Origin of the sequence: Fimbriimonas ginsengisoli Gsoil 348, from assembly GCF_000724625.1 — a bacterium.
GTDB lineage: Bacteria > Armatimonadota > Fimbriimonadia > Fimbriimonadales > Fimbriimonadaceae > Fimbriimonas > Fimbriimonas ginsengisoli.
In genome coordinates this window covers 3,850,267-3,865,556 of sequence record NZ_CP007139.1, presented here as the reverse complement: position 1 = coordinate 3,865,556, position 15,290 = coordinate 3,850,267, and the positions used below count along the sequence as shown (strand labels likewise).

At 60.6% G+C, this 15,290-nt stretch carries 14 protein-coding genes and 1 tRNA gene; 8 read left to right on the top strand and 7 right to left on the bottom strand.

The features are described from left to right. Window positions 1-337 precede the first annotated feature (337 nt). The 3 genes from OP10G_RS17280 to OP10G_RS17270 form a co-directional block, all read right to left on the bottom strand. Entirely contained in the window at window positions 338-1,261 is a 924-nt protein-coding gene (locus OP10G_RS17280) for a phenylalanine 4-monooxygenase (protein WP_025229186.1), read from the bottom strand. 57 nt (window positions 1,262-1,318) lie between these two features. After that, window positions 1,319-1,765 (bottom strand): nuclear transport factor 2 family protein, encoded by a 447-nt coding sequence (locus tag OP10G_RS17275; protein WP_025229187.1) that lies wholly within the window; start codon window positions 1,763-1,765, stop codon window positions 1,319-1,321. A gap of 63 nt (window positions 1,766-1,828) precedes the next feature. Further along, window positions 1,829-2,863, bottom strand: coding sequence for a S66 family peptidase (locus tag OP10G_RS17270; RefSeq protein WP_025229188.1), 1,035 nt, complete (start codon window positions 2,861-2,863; stop codon window positions 1,829-1,831). 64 nt (window positions 2,864-2,927) lie between these two features. On the opposite strand from OP10G_RS17270, the gene OP10G_RS17265 reads away from it, so the two are divergent. From OP10G_RS17265 to OP10G_RS17255, 3 genes are all read left to right on the top strand, one after another. Further along, a complete protein-coding gene (locus tag OP10G_RS17265) occupies window positions 2,928-4,325 on the top strand; it encodes a Sapep family Mn(2+)-dependent dipeptidase (protein ID WP_025229189.1) in 1,398 nt (465 codons plus the stop codon). Continuing rightward, window positions 4,322-4,735: a hypothetical protein gene (locus OP10G_RS17260; RefSeq protein WP_025229190.1), complete on the top strand. Its 414-nt coding sequence runs from the start codon at window positions 4,322-4,324 to the stop codon at window positions 4,733-4,735. Before OP10G_RS17265 ends, OP10G_RS17260 begins: the two co-directional genes overlap by 4 nt. Window positions 4,736-4,814: 79 nt before the next feature. Next, a complete protein-coding gene (locus OP10G_RS17255) occupies window positions 4,815-5,330 on the top strand; it encodes a glutathione peroxidase (RefSeq protein ID WP_052547811.1) in 516 nt (171 codons plus the stop codon). Window positions 5,331-5,398: 68 nt separating this feature from the next. Here OP10G_RS17255 and OP10G_RS17250 read toward each other — a convergent pair. Continuing rightward, a tRNA-Gly gene (locus tag OP10G_RS17250) sits at window positions 5,399-5,473 on the bottom strand. Window positions 5,474-5,539: 66 nt separating this feature from the next. Here OP10G_RS17250 and OP10G_RS24895 point away from each other — a divergent pair. Continuing rightward, window positions 5,540-6,295, top strand: coding sequence for an inositol monophosphatase family protein (locus OP10G_RS24895; protein ID WP_025229192.1), 756 nt, complete (start codon window positions 5,540-5,542; stop codon window positions 6,293-6,295). A gap of 24 nt (window positions 6,296-6,319) precedes the next feature. On the opposite strand, the gene OP10G_RS27285 is transcribed toward OP10G_RS24895, so the two are convergent. The 3 genes from OP10G_RS27285 to OP10G_RS24885 all read right to left on the bottom strand — a co-directional run bounded on the left by OP10G_RS27285 (window position 6,320) and on the right by OP10G_RS24885 (window position 10,113). Then, a complete protein-coding gene (locus tag OP10G_RS27285; RefSeq protein ID WP_158409350.1) occupies window positions 6,320-7,126 on the bottom strand; it encodes a sigma-70 family RNA polymerase sigma factor in 807 nt (268 codons plus the stop codon). A gap of 359 nt (window positions 7,127-7,485) precedes the next feature. Further along, entirely contained in the window at window positions 7,486-9,249 is a 1,764-nt protein-coding gene (dnaG, locus tag OP10G_RS24890) for a DNA primase (RefSeq protein WP_025229194.1), read from the bottom strand. A gap of 6 nt (window positions 9,250-9,255) precedes the next feature. Beyond that, the gene (locus OP10G_RS24885) at window positions 9,256-10,113 is read right to left on the bottom strand and encodes a hypothetical protein (RefSeq protein WP_144241214.1); all 858 of its coding nucleotides are present in this window, start codon (window positions 10,111-10,113) and stop codon (window positions 9,256-9,258) included. A gap of 165 nt (window positions 10,114-10,278) precedes the next feature. Between OP10G_RS24885 and trxA the strand changes: the two genes are divergently transcribed. The 4 genes from trxA to OP10G_RS17210 all read left to right on the top strand — a co-directional run bounded on the left by trxA (window position 10,279) and on the right by OP10G_RS17210 (window position 15,261). After that, window positions 10,279-10,602: a thioredoxin gene (gene trxA, locus OP10G_RS17225; protein ID WP_025229196.1), complete on the top strand. Its 324-nt coding sequence runs from the start codon at window positions 10,279-10,281 to the stop codon at window positions 10,600-10,602. Window positions 10,603-10,620: 18 nt separating this feature from the next. After that, on the top strand, window positions 10,621-12,324 hold the full coding sequence (gene murJ, locus OP10G_RS17220; protein WP_025229197.1) for a murein biosynthesis integral membrane protein MurJ: 1,704 nt from the start codon (window positions 10,621-10,623) through the stop codon (window positions 12,322-12,324). A gap of 151 nt (window positions 12,325-12,475) precedes the next feature. Next, window positions 12,476-13,654, top strand: coding sequence for an acetyl-CoA C-acetyltransferase (locus OP10G_RS17215; RefSeq protein WP_025229198.1), 1,179 nt, complete (start codon window positions 12,476-12,478; stop codon window positions 13,652-13,654). Between the two features lie 155 nt (window positions 13,655-13,809). Then, window positions 13,810-15,261: a glycogen synthase gene (locus OP10G_RS17210; RefSeq protein ID WP_025229199.1), complete on the top strand. Its 1,452-nt coding sequence runs from the start codon at window positions 13,810-13,812 to the stop codon at window positions 15,259-15,261. The last annotated feature ends 29 nt before the right edge of the window (window positions 15,262-15,290 follow it).

The following is a 15,290-nucleotide window of genomic DNA, read 5'->3' as shown; positions in this document are numbered from 1 at the left end:
AACCCAGCCCCTTCGAGCCCTGTAGGGGCGATATCACCAAAGCCGAGAGGAGGTTGATCGTGGACAGTTGATATCGCCGCTTTCAGGGCTCGGAGGGTTCATCGGCTCGTTACCAGGGTTACGCTTCGCTCACCCTTCGCTTTGAGACACCGCGCCTTCAGCGCTGATTCGGGGACGTGCGCTGAGACGCACGTTCGAACGGTTCGCCATGCAACGCCTTCCCCGCTAGGGTAGTGGAGGCGACTCCGGAACTCACCGAGAGTCGTCCTCACGTGCCATGGGTCACGAAGGGAGGTATGAGGGAGCCACAGCGAGGCCGTGTGCTCGCACGACAACCCTACGCCTTCATGAAGCTTGCCAAATCGGCTTCGCTGACTACCGGCTCACCCGGGGCGACGTTGTCGAGTTTGCCGGCTTTCATCCATGTTTCGAGCTCGTCGACGAGCTCGAACAGATGGTCGAAGCTTTCCACGTAAAACAGGAGCGGTTGGTAATGGTCGATCTCGAACCCTTGATTGATCACCCACTTGAGCTGGATCGGATAGCGCTGTACTTTCGGCGACTCGATGCAATGCTCGATCTCGCCATAAGAGCTCAACAGGCCGCTTCCGTACACCTTCAAACCATCCTTGGAGTTCATCAGACCGAATTCGATGGTGAACCAGAAGAAGCGGGCCATCGCCCTGATGATGCTGGCGAGTACGTGGGCTTGATCGGATTCCGGGACGGATTTGACAAGCTCCGCGGCCGTCCGGGCGCAGTCGCCGAATCGAACGAGCGCGTCGGCGAATGCCTTGTCGGTGTGCATCGGCACATGACCGGCAATGTCGTGAAAGATGTCCGGCTCGGGAAGGTAATCGAGGCGATCCGATCGGCGAATCGTAATGGTCGTCGGGAATTCCCGGTTTCTCAGACAGTCGAAGAAGAGGTAAGCGGGGACATATCCGCTGACCGGCTTCGCCTTAAATCCGGTGAGCGGACAGAGGAATTCGTTGACATCGGACAGGCGCGGGACGCGGTCGGGGTTGAAGCAGAGCGACTCGATTCCTTTCAAGAAATACTCGTTCGCGTACCTGTGCCAACGATCCTGCATCCGCGCGAAAAGCCGTTGCCAGGCGAGGTGGTTCTCCTCCGAGTACAGCTCGTAAGGTTGGTGGATGTAGAGCTCGCCGTTGCGCTGCGCCTGCTCGATGAATGGGGCCTGCGTCGTCGTCAGGCCGGCCGGGATAGCGTCGGTTTTAAAATCGGTTGTTTGAGCCACGTTGCTCCTCCGAGTTCGGATTCAATAGCTCCATTATGACGCCCCCGTTCCGAACCCTCACCCGCCTATTCCAAGGCTCTTCGCCGAGGCGGTGAATTGGATCTCCTTTAGCTTCCACTTTCCGCCTTGCCGGACCCAGGTGTCGCGAGAAGTTCGGACGGTGGGGGGTTTGCCGGCCGCTTCGCTTCGGATCGTGACGGTCGCCGTGTTTCCATTTTCTTTTACCGAGACGATTCGGAATCGCTTCGTTCCCTTCCCGTTCGGCAACGCCATCTCGACCAAGAGACCGCTGTAAGCGACCAAGTTGTGGCGCAACTTGAACGGATCCACGAAGACAAAATCTTTGGTCGCAAAGGCGCTCATCGACTTCTGAATCGCGGCCATGTCGTGCTGCTCCACCCCATGGGCGATCTTGTCGTACTCGGGCTGAAGCTTGGCGCGAAGGTCGGCGGCCGGGCTGGCAACCGCCAACGCGAAGAAAAGGGTTAGGGCGAGGAATCGCATGGCTGAATCGTATTCCAACTATCCTTGCCGCTCCATAAAATGCGACATAGGCAAATTTACGGGTCAGGCAACCGCGGATTCCAGCAATCGGAAGCGCCGTCTTTCGCAGTCAAGTTCGGCCATTGCGCCGAGGGGAAGGATCCACTGAGGATCGGTGTGTCCGAAATCCATGTTCGCCACGATCGGCAAGTCGTGTCGGCCGAACTCGCCGGCCACAACCTTGACGATCGTCTCGAAATACTCCTCGTTCTGAGCCGGGGAGTAGTTTCGCGCCCGACCGAATAGCAAGGCTTCGACTTTGTCGAAAACGCCCATCGACCCGTAGTTTCGGAGCATGTACTTAACCGGGGCGACGGCTTGGATTTCCTCGGAAGTCTCAAAGAAGAGGATCTTGCCCGGCCAAAATTCGGCCGGGGGCCAAAACCGGGTCCCTTTCAGAAATTCCAGAACGTCGATGCATCCGCCGAAGAGGCGGCCTTGCGCCAACTCGGCGCCTTGGAGCCACCGCCAACCTTCATTCGGCTCCAGCGGAGCCGTTTCTCCCGCGTAACCGGGGGTCTCCCAAGGGAGGTATCGGTTGGTCCACCCGTCGTACGGGTGGTATTCCAGCGCCGGAGGCCCGACCATCAGCATTTGTCGAATGTGCTCGCCAAAGGAGGCCGGGAGGTGCCGCAACTGCGCGAAGCCGGCCATCACCGACGGACCGTTAAAGGTGACCAAACCGTGCCAACTGAGATACGAAGTAAGCGTCGTCGTATCGGAGAAACCCATCAGGATCTTGGGGTTGGCCAAAATCGTATGGAGATCGAGAAACGGCAGGATACGCACCGAGTCGTCCCCGCCGATACTCGTGACGATCCCCTTCACTTCCGGGTCGGCGAAGGCTCGGTTGAGATCTTCCGCCCGCATTTTCGGGTTTTGGTAGATCAGATTGTCGGCGGCTCTGGCGGTCGGAAATTCCTTGATTCGCAAGCCGAAGACGCTTTCCAGGTTACGCAGGCCGAGGTCGAAAACGTGGGGAAAGACGCTCGGCCCGCCCCACGACGGGGAGAGGACGGCGATCGCGTCGCCTTCGCGGAGTCGAGCGGGCTTTAACATGCTCTAACCTTACTGCCAAGTTCATCAATCGGCGGGGAGCCGATGCTACGGGTAACCTCGCGCCATGTCCGACCCGATCGTCGCTAAGATCCAAGATTGGCTTCGTGCCCATGAGCAAGAGCTGCTCGACGACACTCGCGAGATGCTCCAAATCCCGTCTCTGGAAAGTGAACCGCTTCCGAATGCCCCTTACGGGGCGGAGAACCGTCGCGCGCTCGACCTGGCGCTCTCCCTCGCGAAGAAGTACGGGTTCAAGACGACCGACCTGGAAGGGCACATCGGCTACGGCGAATTTGGCCAAGGCGACAAGCTGATCGTGTCGCTTGGACACCTCGACGTGGTCCCGGTCGGCCCTGGTTGGAAGCACGCTCCCTTCGGCGCGGAGATCGACGGAGGGTACATCTACGGGCGGGGCACGACCGACGATAAGGGGCCAACGATGGCTTCTTTCTACGCCATGCGGGCGATCAAGGAGTGCGTGCCGGAGATCGGAGCGCGGATGCGACAAGTCTTCGGTTGCAACGAGGAATCGGGGTTCGGGTGCGTCGCCCGGTACGTTCAGACCGAGGAACCGCCGACCTACGGCGTCGCTCCCGATTCCGGCTGGCCGCTCTACCACGCTGAAAAGGGAATCGCCAATCTTGAGATCTCCGTTCCGCTCAACAAGGGTGGCGAGATGGAGCTGCTCGAGATCGAAGGGGGACAGCGGCCGAATATCGTGATCGACTCGTGCTCCGGCAAGGTTCGCGTCGCCGCCGGCGCACTGGCCCATGTGGACGGCAAACTGGCCGATGCATGGGACCGAAACGTTACGTTCGCCTGGGAAGGGGACGTCCTCGGGATTTTTGCGATCGGTAAAGCCGCGCACGGCTCGACGCCGTTTGAAGGGGATAGCGCGGCGATCCGGCTTCTTCGGTTCCTTAAGGAGATTTCGCCCCTGAGCAGCGAGCCGTTTTTCCACGAGATGTTCGAGCTGACGCATATCGGGGGCGCCGGCCTCGGCATTGCGGGCTCCGATGAGCCGAGCAAGGACCTCACCTCCAACCTCGGGATCGTCAACACGGCGGACGGAAACGTCGAACTGCTGTTCAACATCCGCTATCCGGTTACCTGGAGCGGGGAAAAACTCCAGTCGCTTTGCAATGCCCAACTGGCCACGTTGAAGAGTGGGTTCGAGCTCAAAGTCACCCGCGACTCCCCTCCTCTCTACTTCCCTCTCGACCATCCGCTGGTGAAGACGATCGTGGAGGTTTACGAGGAGGAGACCGGCGAACATAAGGCGCCGGGAACGATGGGGGGCGGCACTTATGCGCGGGCGATCCCGAATACGGTCAGCATCGGCACCTGCTGGGAAGGGGACGGTAACGCGCACGAGACGGACGAGCGGCTAAAGATCGAGAACCTATTCCGGGCGAGCCGCATCTATGCACATATCCTCTACCGAATGTCGCAAATGCCATGACCTACCGCCCTTTGCTCCCTCTGCTCTTCGCCGGGCTCCTGAGCGGGTGCTCGGCTCTCGAAGACAAGAAGCCGACCGCGCAGGATCTAAGCAAAGGGCTCCCGGGTAAGTGGACCGTTCAGGCCGACTCGTACACCGCCGACTGGACTTTCTATGCCGACGGTAAATTCGCATACGAGCGCAAGCAAAACGTCTCTGAGGCAAAGGTCGACGGGACGTATGAGCAAACGGGAAACACCGTCAAATTGATGCCGAACGCGGTGAAAGCTACGGGACCGCACTACGAGGCCGACCTTCTGAAATCTCAGGTCATCAACCCCTCCACCATCACACTCACTTGGAAAGGGAAAGATGACTTTGACGCATCCTTAACCACCGCCGATCAAACCCTTCACTTCCGCCGACGGTAAGGAACTGAGTGACGTACACTTAGTTATCATGCGTACTCTTTCCATTCTTCTTGCACTGGTCGGATGTCAGACTCTAGCGATGAGCGCTCCTCACGCCGGCCCGAAAGCCAAATCCATCTACGATTTCACCGTGACCGACATCGATGGCAAAAAGGTGTCCTTGAAGAAGTTCAAGGGACACGTTATGCTGGTGGTGAACGTGGCCAGCAAGTGCGGCCTTACCCCGCAGTACAAGGGGTTACAGGCGCTGTACGAAGAGAAGAAGAAGCAGGGAGTCGTGCTGCTTGGCTTCCCCGCCAACAACTTCAACGGTCAGGAGCCAGGCACCGAGGCTGAGATCAAGCAGTTCTGCACCGCCAACTACGGCGTGACCTTCCCGATGTTCAGCAAAATCTCCGTCAAGGGAGACGACCAAGCCGACTTGTATAAGTGGCTCATCGCGCAGAGCGACCGGCCGACGGATGACATCGAGTGGAACTTCGCGAAGTTCGTCATCGGCAAAGACGGCAAAGTGTTCAAGCGCCTCACCCCCCGCGACACCCCGGACAGCGAAGCCGTCCGCAAAGCAATCGACGAAGCGCTCGCCGCCAAGTAACATGTCGTCGCCAAAATAGTAAACGGGGTTCTGGATGCAATCCAGAACCCCGTTTTGAACGTAAAACTTGGAGCGGGCAACCAGATTCGAACTGGCGACCTATTCCTTGGCAAGGAATCGCTCTACCACTGAGCTATGCCCGCGCTCCGGGGAATGTTATACCACTCCAGGGGCTTGCTGTCGCAAGGGGGACGACATAATGGAAGTCGATGCCGATATCGACCCGCCTTGCCGACCTTGGATCGATCGTGGAACGCGCGGGAGCCCTGGCGCAGGAGATGCGTGGAACGAGCATTGCTCGCGAGCTCAAGGGAGACGGCACCATCGTCACCGCCGCCGACCGCGCGGTCGAGCAGCTTCTACGCCAAGAGCTGACGCGACTCATCCCCAACACCACGGTATGGGGGGAAGAATTCGGCTTCGATCAACCCGGAACTGCCGGGCTCTGGGTGGTCGACCCGATCGACGGCACCTCCAACTTCGGCTTTGGCTCACCGCTTTGGGGGGTCAGCGTCGCCCTCGTACGGGGCGACGAGATCCTGATTGGCGCAGTAACGCTGCCCGATTTGCGGGAAACGTACCTGGCCGAGCAGGGCCAAGGCGCCTACCGGAGCGGCGTCAGGCTTCCCGACATCGAGCCTGGACCCGTTCGCCCCGAAGAGCTGGTCAGCTACTCAGACGGATTTATTCGGAAGGCGCCTGACGCGAAGCTACCCGGGAAGATGCGGCTGGCGGGGGCGTTTGTGATCGACGGCACGTTTACCGCTTGCCAGCGCTATCGAGGACTCCTGGGCTACAAGGAGCGGCTGTACGATATCGGCGCCTGCGTGCTCATGGGACAGGAACTCGGCGCCGAAGTTCGTTACGCCGACGGCTCACCCTTGCTGATCGAGGAGCTCACGCACCCCGATCAGATCGGACGCCCCTGGATCATCTTTCCAAAGGATTCGGGCTTCTACCTGTAGTGCCGGCAGGGATGCCGGCGCTACTTAGGCGATTAGCTCGCGGAGCACGGTGGCGCGCGAAGGATGCTTCAGCTTCTTCAGGGCCTTCTGCTCGATCTGCCGGATTCGCTCGCGAGTCACTTGGAAGCAACGCGCGACCTCTTCCAGCGTATGCGGCTGGCCGTCGGTCAGGCCGTAGCGGAGGGCGATAACCTCCCGCTCCCGGTCGGCGAGCGTGTCGAGCACGTCCTCGATCCGGCTGCGCATCAATGCCCGCGCCGCCGCTTCCGAGGGCGACTCCCCTGTGCGGTCGACGATGAACTCGCCGAGCGCCGAATCCTCGCTATCTCCGACCGGAGAATCGAGTGAGAGCGGCTCCGCGATCGCCCGCTGAAAGTCTTCCACCTTCTCCGGGCTCATATTGATCGAGTGTCCGACCTCGGCGGAAGTGACCTCGCGTCCCAGCCGCTGCTGTAGATGGCTCGTCGCCTTCATCATCCGGTTCACCGCCTCTAACGTGTGAACGGGAATCCGAATGGTGCGACCGTGGTCGCTGATTGACCGTGATATCGCCTGGCGAACCCACCACGTGGCATAAGTGCTGAATCGGAATCCGCGATCCGGATCGAATTTCTCTACCGCGCGGATCAGGCCCATGTTCCCCTCTTGGATCAGGTCCTGCATGGAGAGCCCTCTCCCCATAAAGCGTTTAGCGATGCTGACGACCAGCCGGAGGTTCGCTTCGATAAGTGCCCGCTTGCAGTCGACGCAACCTAGCCGGCTATGCCGGGCGAGTGCGACTTCTTGGTCGGGAGTGAGAAGTGGTATTTGCCCGATGCGCCGCAACCACATGCGCACGGAATCTTCGAGATGTAGCGAATCTGTTTCGACAAGCGGGGACGCTTCATCGAGACCAAGTTCGCCCGCTTCAACCTCGCGGACGATTGAACGAGCGACTTTGCCGTTCCCTTTCGACGACGAGTATAGGTGCTGAGCCGGGCAAGACGTTAATACCGTCCGCGCGCTATCCCCAAGCGCGTGTCCCGACGTCAGCTCCAGGAAATCCTGACGCGATCCTACAACCATGTTGTGTAACGGGGGACCCTCTCCCCGTACCCTAAGGCGTTTTCACTATAGCCGAGGTTTTCCACGATGCCAAAGAGTTAGGAAATCTTGCGAAAGAACCCGGTAATCACGTGTAATTCCAGCCTCTAGAACAGGTCGTCGCCGTCTTTTGGCTTGTCGGTCGGGTCCGGATTAAGCTCGCGGATCCGCTCGCTGACCTCTTCCCAGCTCAGGCCCGCCGCGCGTAAACGGCGAAACTCTCGTTGAGCCATTGCTTTTTGCAACTTAATAATCGAGTCCTCGAATACCTGGCCGTTCAACGCATCGCCACGCCACTCATACAGCAGGTCGGCCAGAGCTGACCTAATCCCCTCATCCTCCAATTTGGCCAACCATTCGGCCGGCTTCCCCGTCGGCGGTTCCAAAGGAAAAGCTGCGAGGATCGCCTCACTAAGACGTTGGGCAATGCCGCTCTCGAAGAGGTTGGTGGCGCGGGCAAACATCCACCCGTTCTTTCGAAGCTCCTCGCTGAGGAATGCTCGGAAAACCACGATCTCGGCCGCCTTCAGCTCGCCTAGAATCACCCGGTTTTCCCTTTGCACCGTAGGGCGCTCCGGCCCCTGGTTCCCGCCGCCCTTCGCCTTGCGGCGGGTGCGGGTGATCATCCTCAGTAGCGTTTGCTTCGCCAGGTTCGAGTCGCGGGTGCCTGGCAGTAAGGGGGAGAGACGGTCGATGTGGGCCGTCATCTCGATCTCACTCGTAGTCTCGGACAAGATCGTCACCGCTTCCGACCAGAATTCGTCCTTGTCGGGCGTCAGTCGGCGCTCCAGCGCCTGCATCCGATAGTCGGTAGGACTCAGACCCCTCGTTACGGCGGTCTGGACGGCCGCAGGGCCTGCGTTTCTCAGCAGGGTGTCCGGATCCTCGCCCAGGGGCATCAGGGCTACCCTAACGCGTAATTTCTCCGCTTCCAGTATCTCCACCGCGCGAGCTGCCGCCTTCTGCCCCGCCTCGTCGCTGTCGTAAAGGATCACCACCTCGTCGCACCAACGCTTCAGAAGCTTCGCCTGGTCCTCCGCGAGCGCCGTGCCCAGAGAGGCGACGGCGGTCGCCACGCCCGCTCGGTGGCAGGCGATGACGTCCAAATATCCTTCGACGAGAACCGCTCGCCGCTCCCGGCCCATCTGCTCCCGGGCTCGGTGCATCCCGTATAAAACCCGGCTCTTACGGTAGAGGGGGGTGTCGCTGCTGTTGATGTACTTCGGGTGCCCGTCACCAAGGATCCGGCCGCCGAATGCCACCAGCGTCCCTTTTTCGTCACGGATCGGAAACATGAGCCGGGAGCGGAACTTGCCGTAGTAGCCGGTGTCTTGATCCCCATCGACTAGGAACAGCGTCTTTGCCTCCGCAAGGGAGACCCCTGCCTTCTTGAGGTGGTTGGGAAGGGCTACGCCGACATCCGGCGCGTAGCCGATCTCCCAAAGGTCGAGGGTAGCCGCGTCGAGGCCGCGGCCGGCGCAGTACTCCTGCGCGGTGGTCGACTTAACGAAATTCTCGCGGAAGAACGCGAGCCCGGCGTCCATGGCCGTCTCGTACTGCTGACGCGTCGACGCCGGCATCCCGCCCCCGCGCTTCAGCGTAATCCCGGCCTCTTTGGCCAAGATTTGGATCGCCTCCGCGAAGTCGACGTTCTGACGCCGCATCACCCAGTCGAAAATATCGCCCGTCGCCTGACACGACCAGCATTTGAACCGGCCGGTCTCCGGGCTGACGTTAAAAGACGGGTTCTTGTCCGCGTGAAACGGACAAAGACCCGTCCAGTGCCGGCCCCGCTGCTTAAGCGGAACCTCCCGGCTGACGAGATCGACGATATCGACCCGTGACCGGATCTCGTCGCGCTCGTCCGCCAAGCTCTTTTAGCCCTTCGCAGCCGCGACGACGATGCCCGTCACAACCTGAGGCTTCTTTTCACCCAACCGGGTAAGGCGGAACGCGACGCGGTTCTTGGTCAAGAACTTCACCAGCACGTTGTCGCCGCTGATCTCGTACCCATCCGGAGTGCTGTACTTCTTGATGAGCTGGGCGAACGTGGCTCCAAAGCCGACTCCCCGTCGCGTTCGGACCTTATTGTTCTGCAGCCCGATCGCTTCGATCTGCACTACTCGGCCGAATTTGTCGATGATGAAGCCGTACTTGCTGCCGCTTCGGTTGTAGATCCAGCGGGTGTACGTCGCGTACTCCGCCGCTCCACCGCCGCCACGGGGGGTGCCGTTGCTACCGCCGCCAAAACCGGAACTTCCCGGAGGGCCTGGAACACCGCCAGGACCCGCTCCGCCCGGTCCCGGTCCAGGCATTCCCTGGCCGCCCGGCATTCCGCCCGGCATGCCTCCCGGTCGGCCCTGGCCGCCAGGGCCTTTACTGCCGAACTGCAAAATGTTGTTGCCAAAATCGAACGGACCGTGCACGTCGGCGCCGGTGCCGCTCGCTCCGGGCATTCCGCCGCCGCCCTTTGGACCGGGCATTCCGCCTGGCGCCCCGCCAAACGGCGAGCCGCCGCCGCCGAACGGGCTGCCGCCGCCGGATGCCGAGCCCGTGCCGACGCTAACCGGCTGGATCTGGTCCGGCGTGCCATAGAGGCTCACGACTCGAGCACCTGAATCGTACAGCTTGATTCCGATCAGCCCGTTCTCCGAACCTTTTTGCGCCTGGGCGCCCGTCGCCATCAGCATGGTCCCGCCGATCGCGAGCGCTACTCCTGCAAACCTCTTTATCACCGGTGTCAGTCTCCTCCAAAACAGTGGCCTTTAAATGGCCTTCTCGTAATAGTAGACGTTCACAACGCGGGATGAGTCACACCTCCCGGGAAGCTTTTTCCCGGCGTCGTCGTCCAACTGATCGGGTATACCGACCTAGGTTACGCTAAGGAGATTACACGGCAGATGGCTTCCCACCTTTCCATGACGACCGCGGAGTTCGACCAGCAGGTCCTCCAGTCAGACGTTCCAGTTCTTGTAGATTTTTGGGCCGAGTGGTGTGGCCCTTGCAAGGCGATCGGTCCGTCGATCGAACAACTGGCCGTCGACTATGCCGGCCGCGCCAAGGTTGTCAAGATCGATGTAGACAGCGAAGGCGATCTGGCTCAGCGCTACGGCATTATGAGCATCCCAGCCCTCGTCGTCTTTAAGGGTGGCAAGGAAGTCGACCGGATGGTCGGCGCCGCTCCGAAGCCGCAGATCGCCGCCCTCATCGACCGAGCTCTCTAAGGTCCCGAGAATTGACGGTTGACAATTGTCAATCGTCAATTCGTTTTTGCCGCGGTTGCGAACAACCTTCCGTCGACTCGGGTTTACTTTTCCGCTGTGACCGACGTACCGCTGCCGCCCGTTGACGAGTCGGCGGACCGTACCGTCGCCCGCGCCAGCGGGATCATGTCTTTCAGCCTCGGGTTGAGTCGCGTGCTCGGCATGCTGCGCGACACCGCGATGACCGCGATGTTCGCGGTGAGCATCCAAACCGACGCCTACGGCATCGCGATCACCATCCCCGACCTCCTTTTTATGCTGGTCGCCGGCGGCGGCTTGAGCTCCGCGTTCATGCCGGTCTTCAGCCAGCTCCTGCATACCAAGAAGGAACGCGAAGCCTGGAAGCTTTTCAGCGTCGTCGTCACCGTCTGTTCTCTCGCCGTCGCGGTTTTGATCGCCGTCGCATGGGCTCTCGCGCCATGGGTCGCTCACTTCATTGCCAAAGATAAGACGGATAAGGCAGGACACAACATCTCCGCACTCTTGGAGCCGCACATCGTGGAGATGGGTCGCATTCTGCTACCCGCGCAGTTCGCATTCCTCATCGGATCGATCCTCCTTGCAACCCTCTACGCGCGGCGCCAATTCTTAGCCCCGAGCCTCGCCCCCAACGTCTACAACGTCGGCATCATCGTCGGCGCAATCGTCGGCGGCCTTAGCCCACTGGGGATTGCCGGGATGCCGTGGGGCGGGCTGACCGGGGCCATGATCGGCAACCTCTTGCTGCCCGCCTATTTCATGGCGAAAACCGGCTCGCACTTCAAGCCGAGTCTCGACCTGAAAGCGGAGGGGGTTGGCAAGTTCTTCCGACTCCTTGCGCCCGTCATTTTCGGATTCTCGCTTCCGAGCGTCGTTCAGTTGATCACCACCTACTTCGCGGCCCACTATTCGGAAGGGATCAATACGGTTTTCCGTCTCAGCAACAACCTGATGCAGGCTCCGAGCGGAATCTTCGGCCAGTCGATGGCGCTCGCCGCCTTTCCCGTTCTCGCCCAGTTTTACGCCCAGAAGCGGATGGATCTGTACGCTTCGCAGATGACACGGAGCCTGCGCACGGTCATTTACCTCGGCGTTCCGTCGGCGGCCCTGATGCTGGCGCTCGCTCCCCAGATCTCCCACCTTATTTACGGATATGGGAAGGCGGCGAAGGACGGACACCTCGAAGATATCGCTCTTACGCTCCGGATCTATGCTCCGAGCATCATCGCCTGGTGCATTCAACCGGTTTTGATGCGGGGTTTCTTCTCCGTCCACAAGACGATGCTGCCGGTCGCCCTCAGCACCGGCATGACGGCCATCTTCATTGCGATGTGCACCTTCTGCACGTCGCAGGGGCTTCCGTTCACTTCGTTGGCCTGGTCGACCGACATCGCGGCGTTGCTCCTCGTCGTGATCCTGTTCGTGGCGCTCGAAAAGTCCGTCGCACAGATCGATCGGAAGGGGGTCTTCAAGACGTTTGGGAAGGCGTTGGTGGCGGCGACGGCCATGGGCGCCGTCGCCTTCGTGGCCGCGTACGCTACGGAATCGGTCGGTCTCGGCCGGCATCGCTTGGTCGAATTCCTCTGCTTCCTCCTCACTGCTACCTGCGCGGCCTGGGCTTACTATTTCCTCACCAAACGGCTAAAAATGCCCGAAGTCGAATACTTCGACCGCGCTTTGGCGAAGCTGAATCGAAAGCGATAAAGCAGACGTGTGGACTGTGGCTTGTGGCGTGTGGACTGATTGAGCCATTCGGCATTCAACTGGGTCAGGCCTCAATCTCATACTCAAGCAACGCCGTGGCAGCCCAACTGCCCGGTATCCTTTCCTGTAGGACAACGAGGTTCTTAACCCAATGGAAGACGTAGTAATTCTCGCGGGCGCGCGTACGCCGATCGGCGCTTTTATGGGCGCGCTCTCCACCTTCACCGGTCCTCAGCTAGGTTCGTTTGCCATCAAGGCCGCGCTCGAGCGCGCCGGAGTGAGTCCGGAAGAAGTGGACGAGGTCATCATGGGCGAAGTCCTTACCGGAGCCGTTGGGCAGGCTCCGGCCCGGCAGGCCGCGATTGCCGCCGGCCTCCCCACTTCGGTTCCCGCGCTCACGGTCAACAAGGTCTGCGGCTCGGGGATGAAAGCCGCGATGCTGGCCGCCCAAGCGGTCAAGCTCGGCGACAGCAAAATCGTCGTCGCCGGTGGAATGGAGTCGATGACCAACGCTCCTTACGCTCTGGATAAGGCGCGAACCGGTTACCGCATGGGTAACGGCAAGCTGATCGACACGATGATCCACGACGGTCTTTGGGATCCATATGGCGACTGCCACATGGGAACCTGCGGAGACGCCACCGCCGCTTCGCTCGACTTCTCGCGTGAGCAGCTCGACGAGTTCGCCGCCGAAAGCTACCGGCGAGCGCTCGATGCTCAGGCTGCGGGGCGCTTTACCGACGAGATCGTTCCCGTATCGATCCCGCAACGAAAAGGGGATCCTGTGATCGTGGACAAGGACGAAGAGCCGGCCAAAGGAGATATTTCGAAGCTGCCCTCGCTCCGACCGGCGTTCGGTAAAGAGGGGGTGACCACGGCCGGTAACGCCAGCTCGCTCGACGACGGCGGCTGCGCTCTGATCGTGGCGAGCATGACGGAGGCAGAGCGACGGGGCGCCAAACCGCTTGGCCGCATCGTCGGGTACTCGACCCACGCTCAAGACCCGCAATGGTTCACCACGGCGCCTGCGTTCGCGGTTCAGAAACTTTTGGAGCAGCACAACCTCAAGGTGAGCGACATCGACCTGTTCGAGGTTAACGAGGCGTTCGCCGTCGTCGCGATGGCGGTCGGCCAGAAGGTCGAGATTCCGCGGGATCGGCTGAACGTCAACGGCGGCGCCGTCGCGCTGGGCCATCCGATCGGTATGACCGGCGCGCGCTTGATCCTGACTGCTCTCCTCGAGCTCCGCCGACGTGGCGGCCGATATGCGATTGCCACCCCCTGTATCGGTGGGGGCGAAGCAACCGCAGTTCTCCTGGAAGCGATGTGAGGCGCCTCCAAAGCATCTACCCGCACGTTTACCAGGTATATCGACGTCAATAAAGAGGTGCAATATACGTTCCGCACAGGGAGAGTGACGGAACCCAGGCATTGAGACCCAGTCCTATGGCACTCGGGCCGACTAATGCCGATCAATAAGATTGGATGAAGGTTTTGTTCGTTTCCGCCGAGGCCGCTCCGTTCGCTAAAGTGGGTGGCCTCGCCGACGTTGCGGGAGCTCTCCCTAAAGCTCTGCGAAGGCTCGGGCACGATGCTCGCCTCGTCATGCCTCTCTACCGAATGATCGAGGACGATCCTCGATGGAGGCTTCAAACCACGGTCGAGCATTTCGATGTCGAGATGAATCCGCGGTGGACTAAAGGCGCGACCTTTAAAGAAACGGAGCACGACGGTCTGCCGGTAGGCTTCATCGGTACCGACGAGTGGTACACGGAAGCGGTTTCCAGCGAGACTCTTTACTATCCAGGCGGAATGCAGCACCTCTTCTTCTGCGCCGCCGTCATCAAGGCGATGGAGGAGCTCGATTGGATTCCCGACGTCATCCACGTTAACGACTGGCACACCGGTTTCCTCCCCGTCCTGCTCAAGGAAAAGGCCGGGCCGCGCTGGGCGAACGTTCCGAGCGTCTTCACCATCCACAACCTCGCCTACCAGGGCGAGTTCGGCTTGGATGCGCTTGAGGCCCTCGGTCTTCCCCATAGCCTCTTCCACTACGAGCGGACGGAGGCATACGGGTACGTGAACTTTCTCAAAGCCGGCTGCGCCTACGCGGATCGGGTCAATACGGTCAGCGAGAATTACGCCTGCGAGATCCAGACGGCTGAATTCGGCGCCCGCCTCGAAGGGCTCATGCGCCACCTGGCGGAAGATGGCAGGCTTTCCGGAATATTGAACGGGATCGACACCGACGTTTTTAACCCCGCCACCGACCTCGATATCCCGTTCCACTTCTCCGCGGACGAGCCGGCGAACAAAGCCAGGAATCGGGCTGCTCTGCTGAAGGAGCTTGATCTACCGGTCGATCCGGCCACTCCCCTGTTCGGCGTCGTGAGCCGGCTGAGCAGCCAAAAAGGGCTCGACCTGATCGTCGAAGCGGCCGAAACTCTCTTCGACCTGCCGATTCGGCTGGTAATCCAAGGGCTTGGCGATCCAAAGATCTCCAAGGCGCTGAGAGATCTGGAAAAGCGCTTCCCCCAAAACTTTCGATTCGTGGAGGCGTTTGACGCCCCGCTCGCCCAGCGCGTGTATGCCGGATGCGACGGCTTCCTGATGCCGAGCGCATTCGAACCGTGTGGGCTAGGGCAGATGATCGCCATGCGTTACGGAACCGTCCCGGTCGTCCGGCGCACCGGCGGCCTCGCCGACACCGTCTTCGAGGGTGTCAACGGCTTCGTCTTCGACCGCTTGGAGCCGATGGCTCTCGTTGCGGCCGTTACCCGCGCCGCCGACGCTTATTCCGACCCGGGCCGCTGGCAAAAAATCATGCTCGAAGGAATGACATCCGACTTCGGCTGGGATGCCAGCGCCAAGAAGTACGCCCGCCTGTACCGAGATGCGCACGCGGATCTTACCGAGGAAGAAGCGAAGACGGCCTAGCGCAAGAGACGTCCGGGGAGCATAATCGG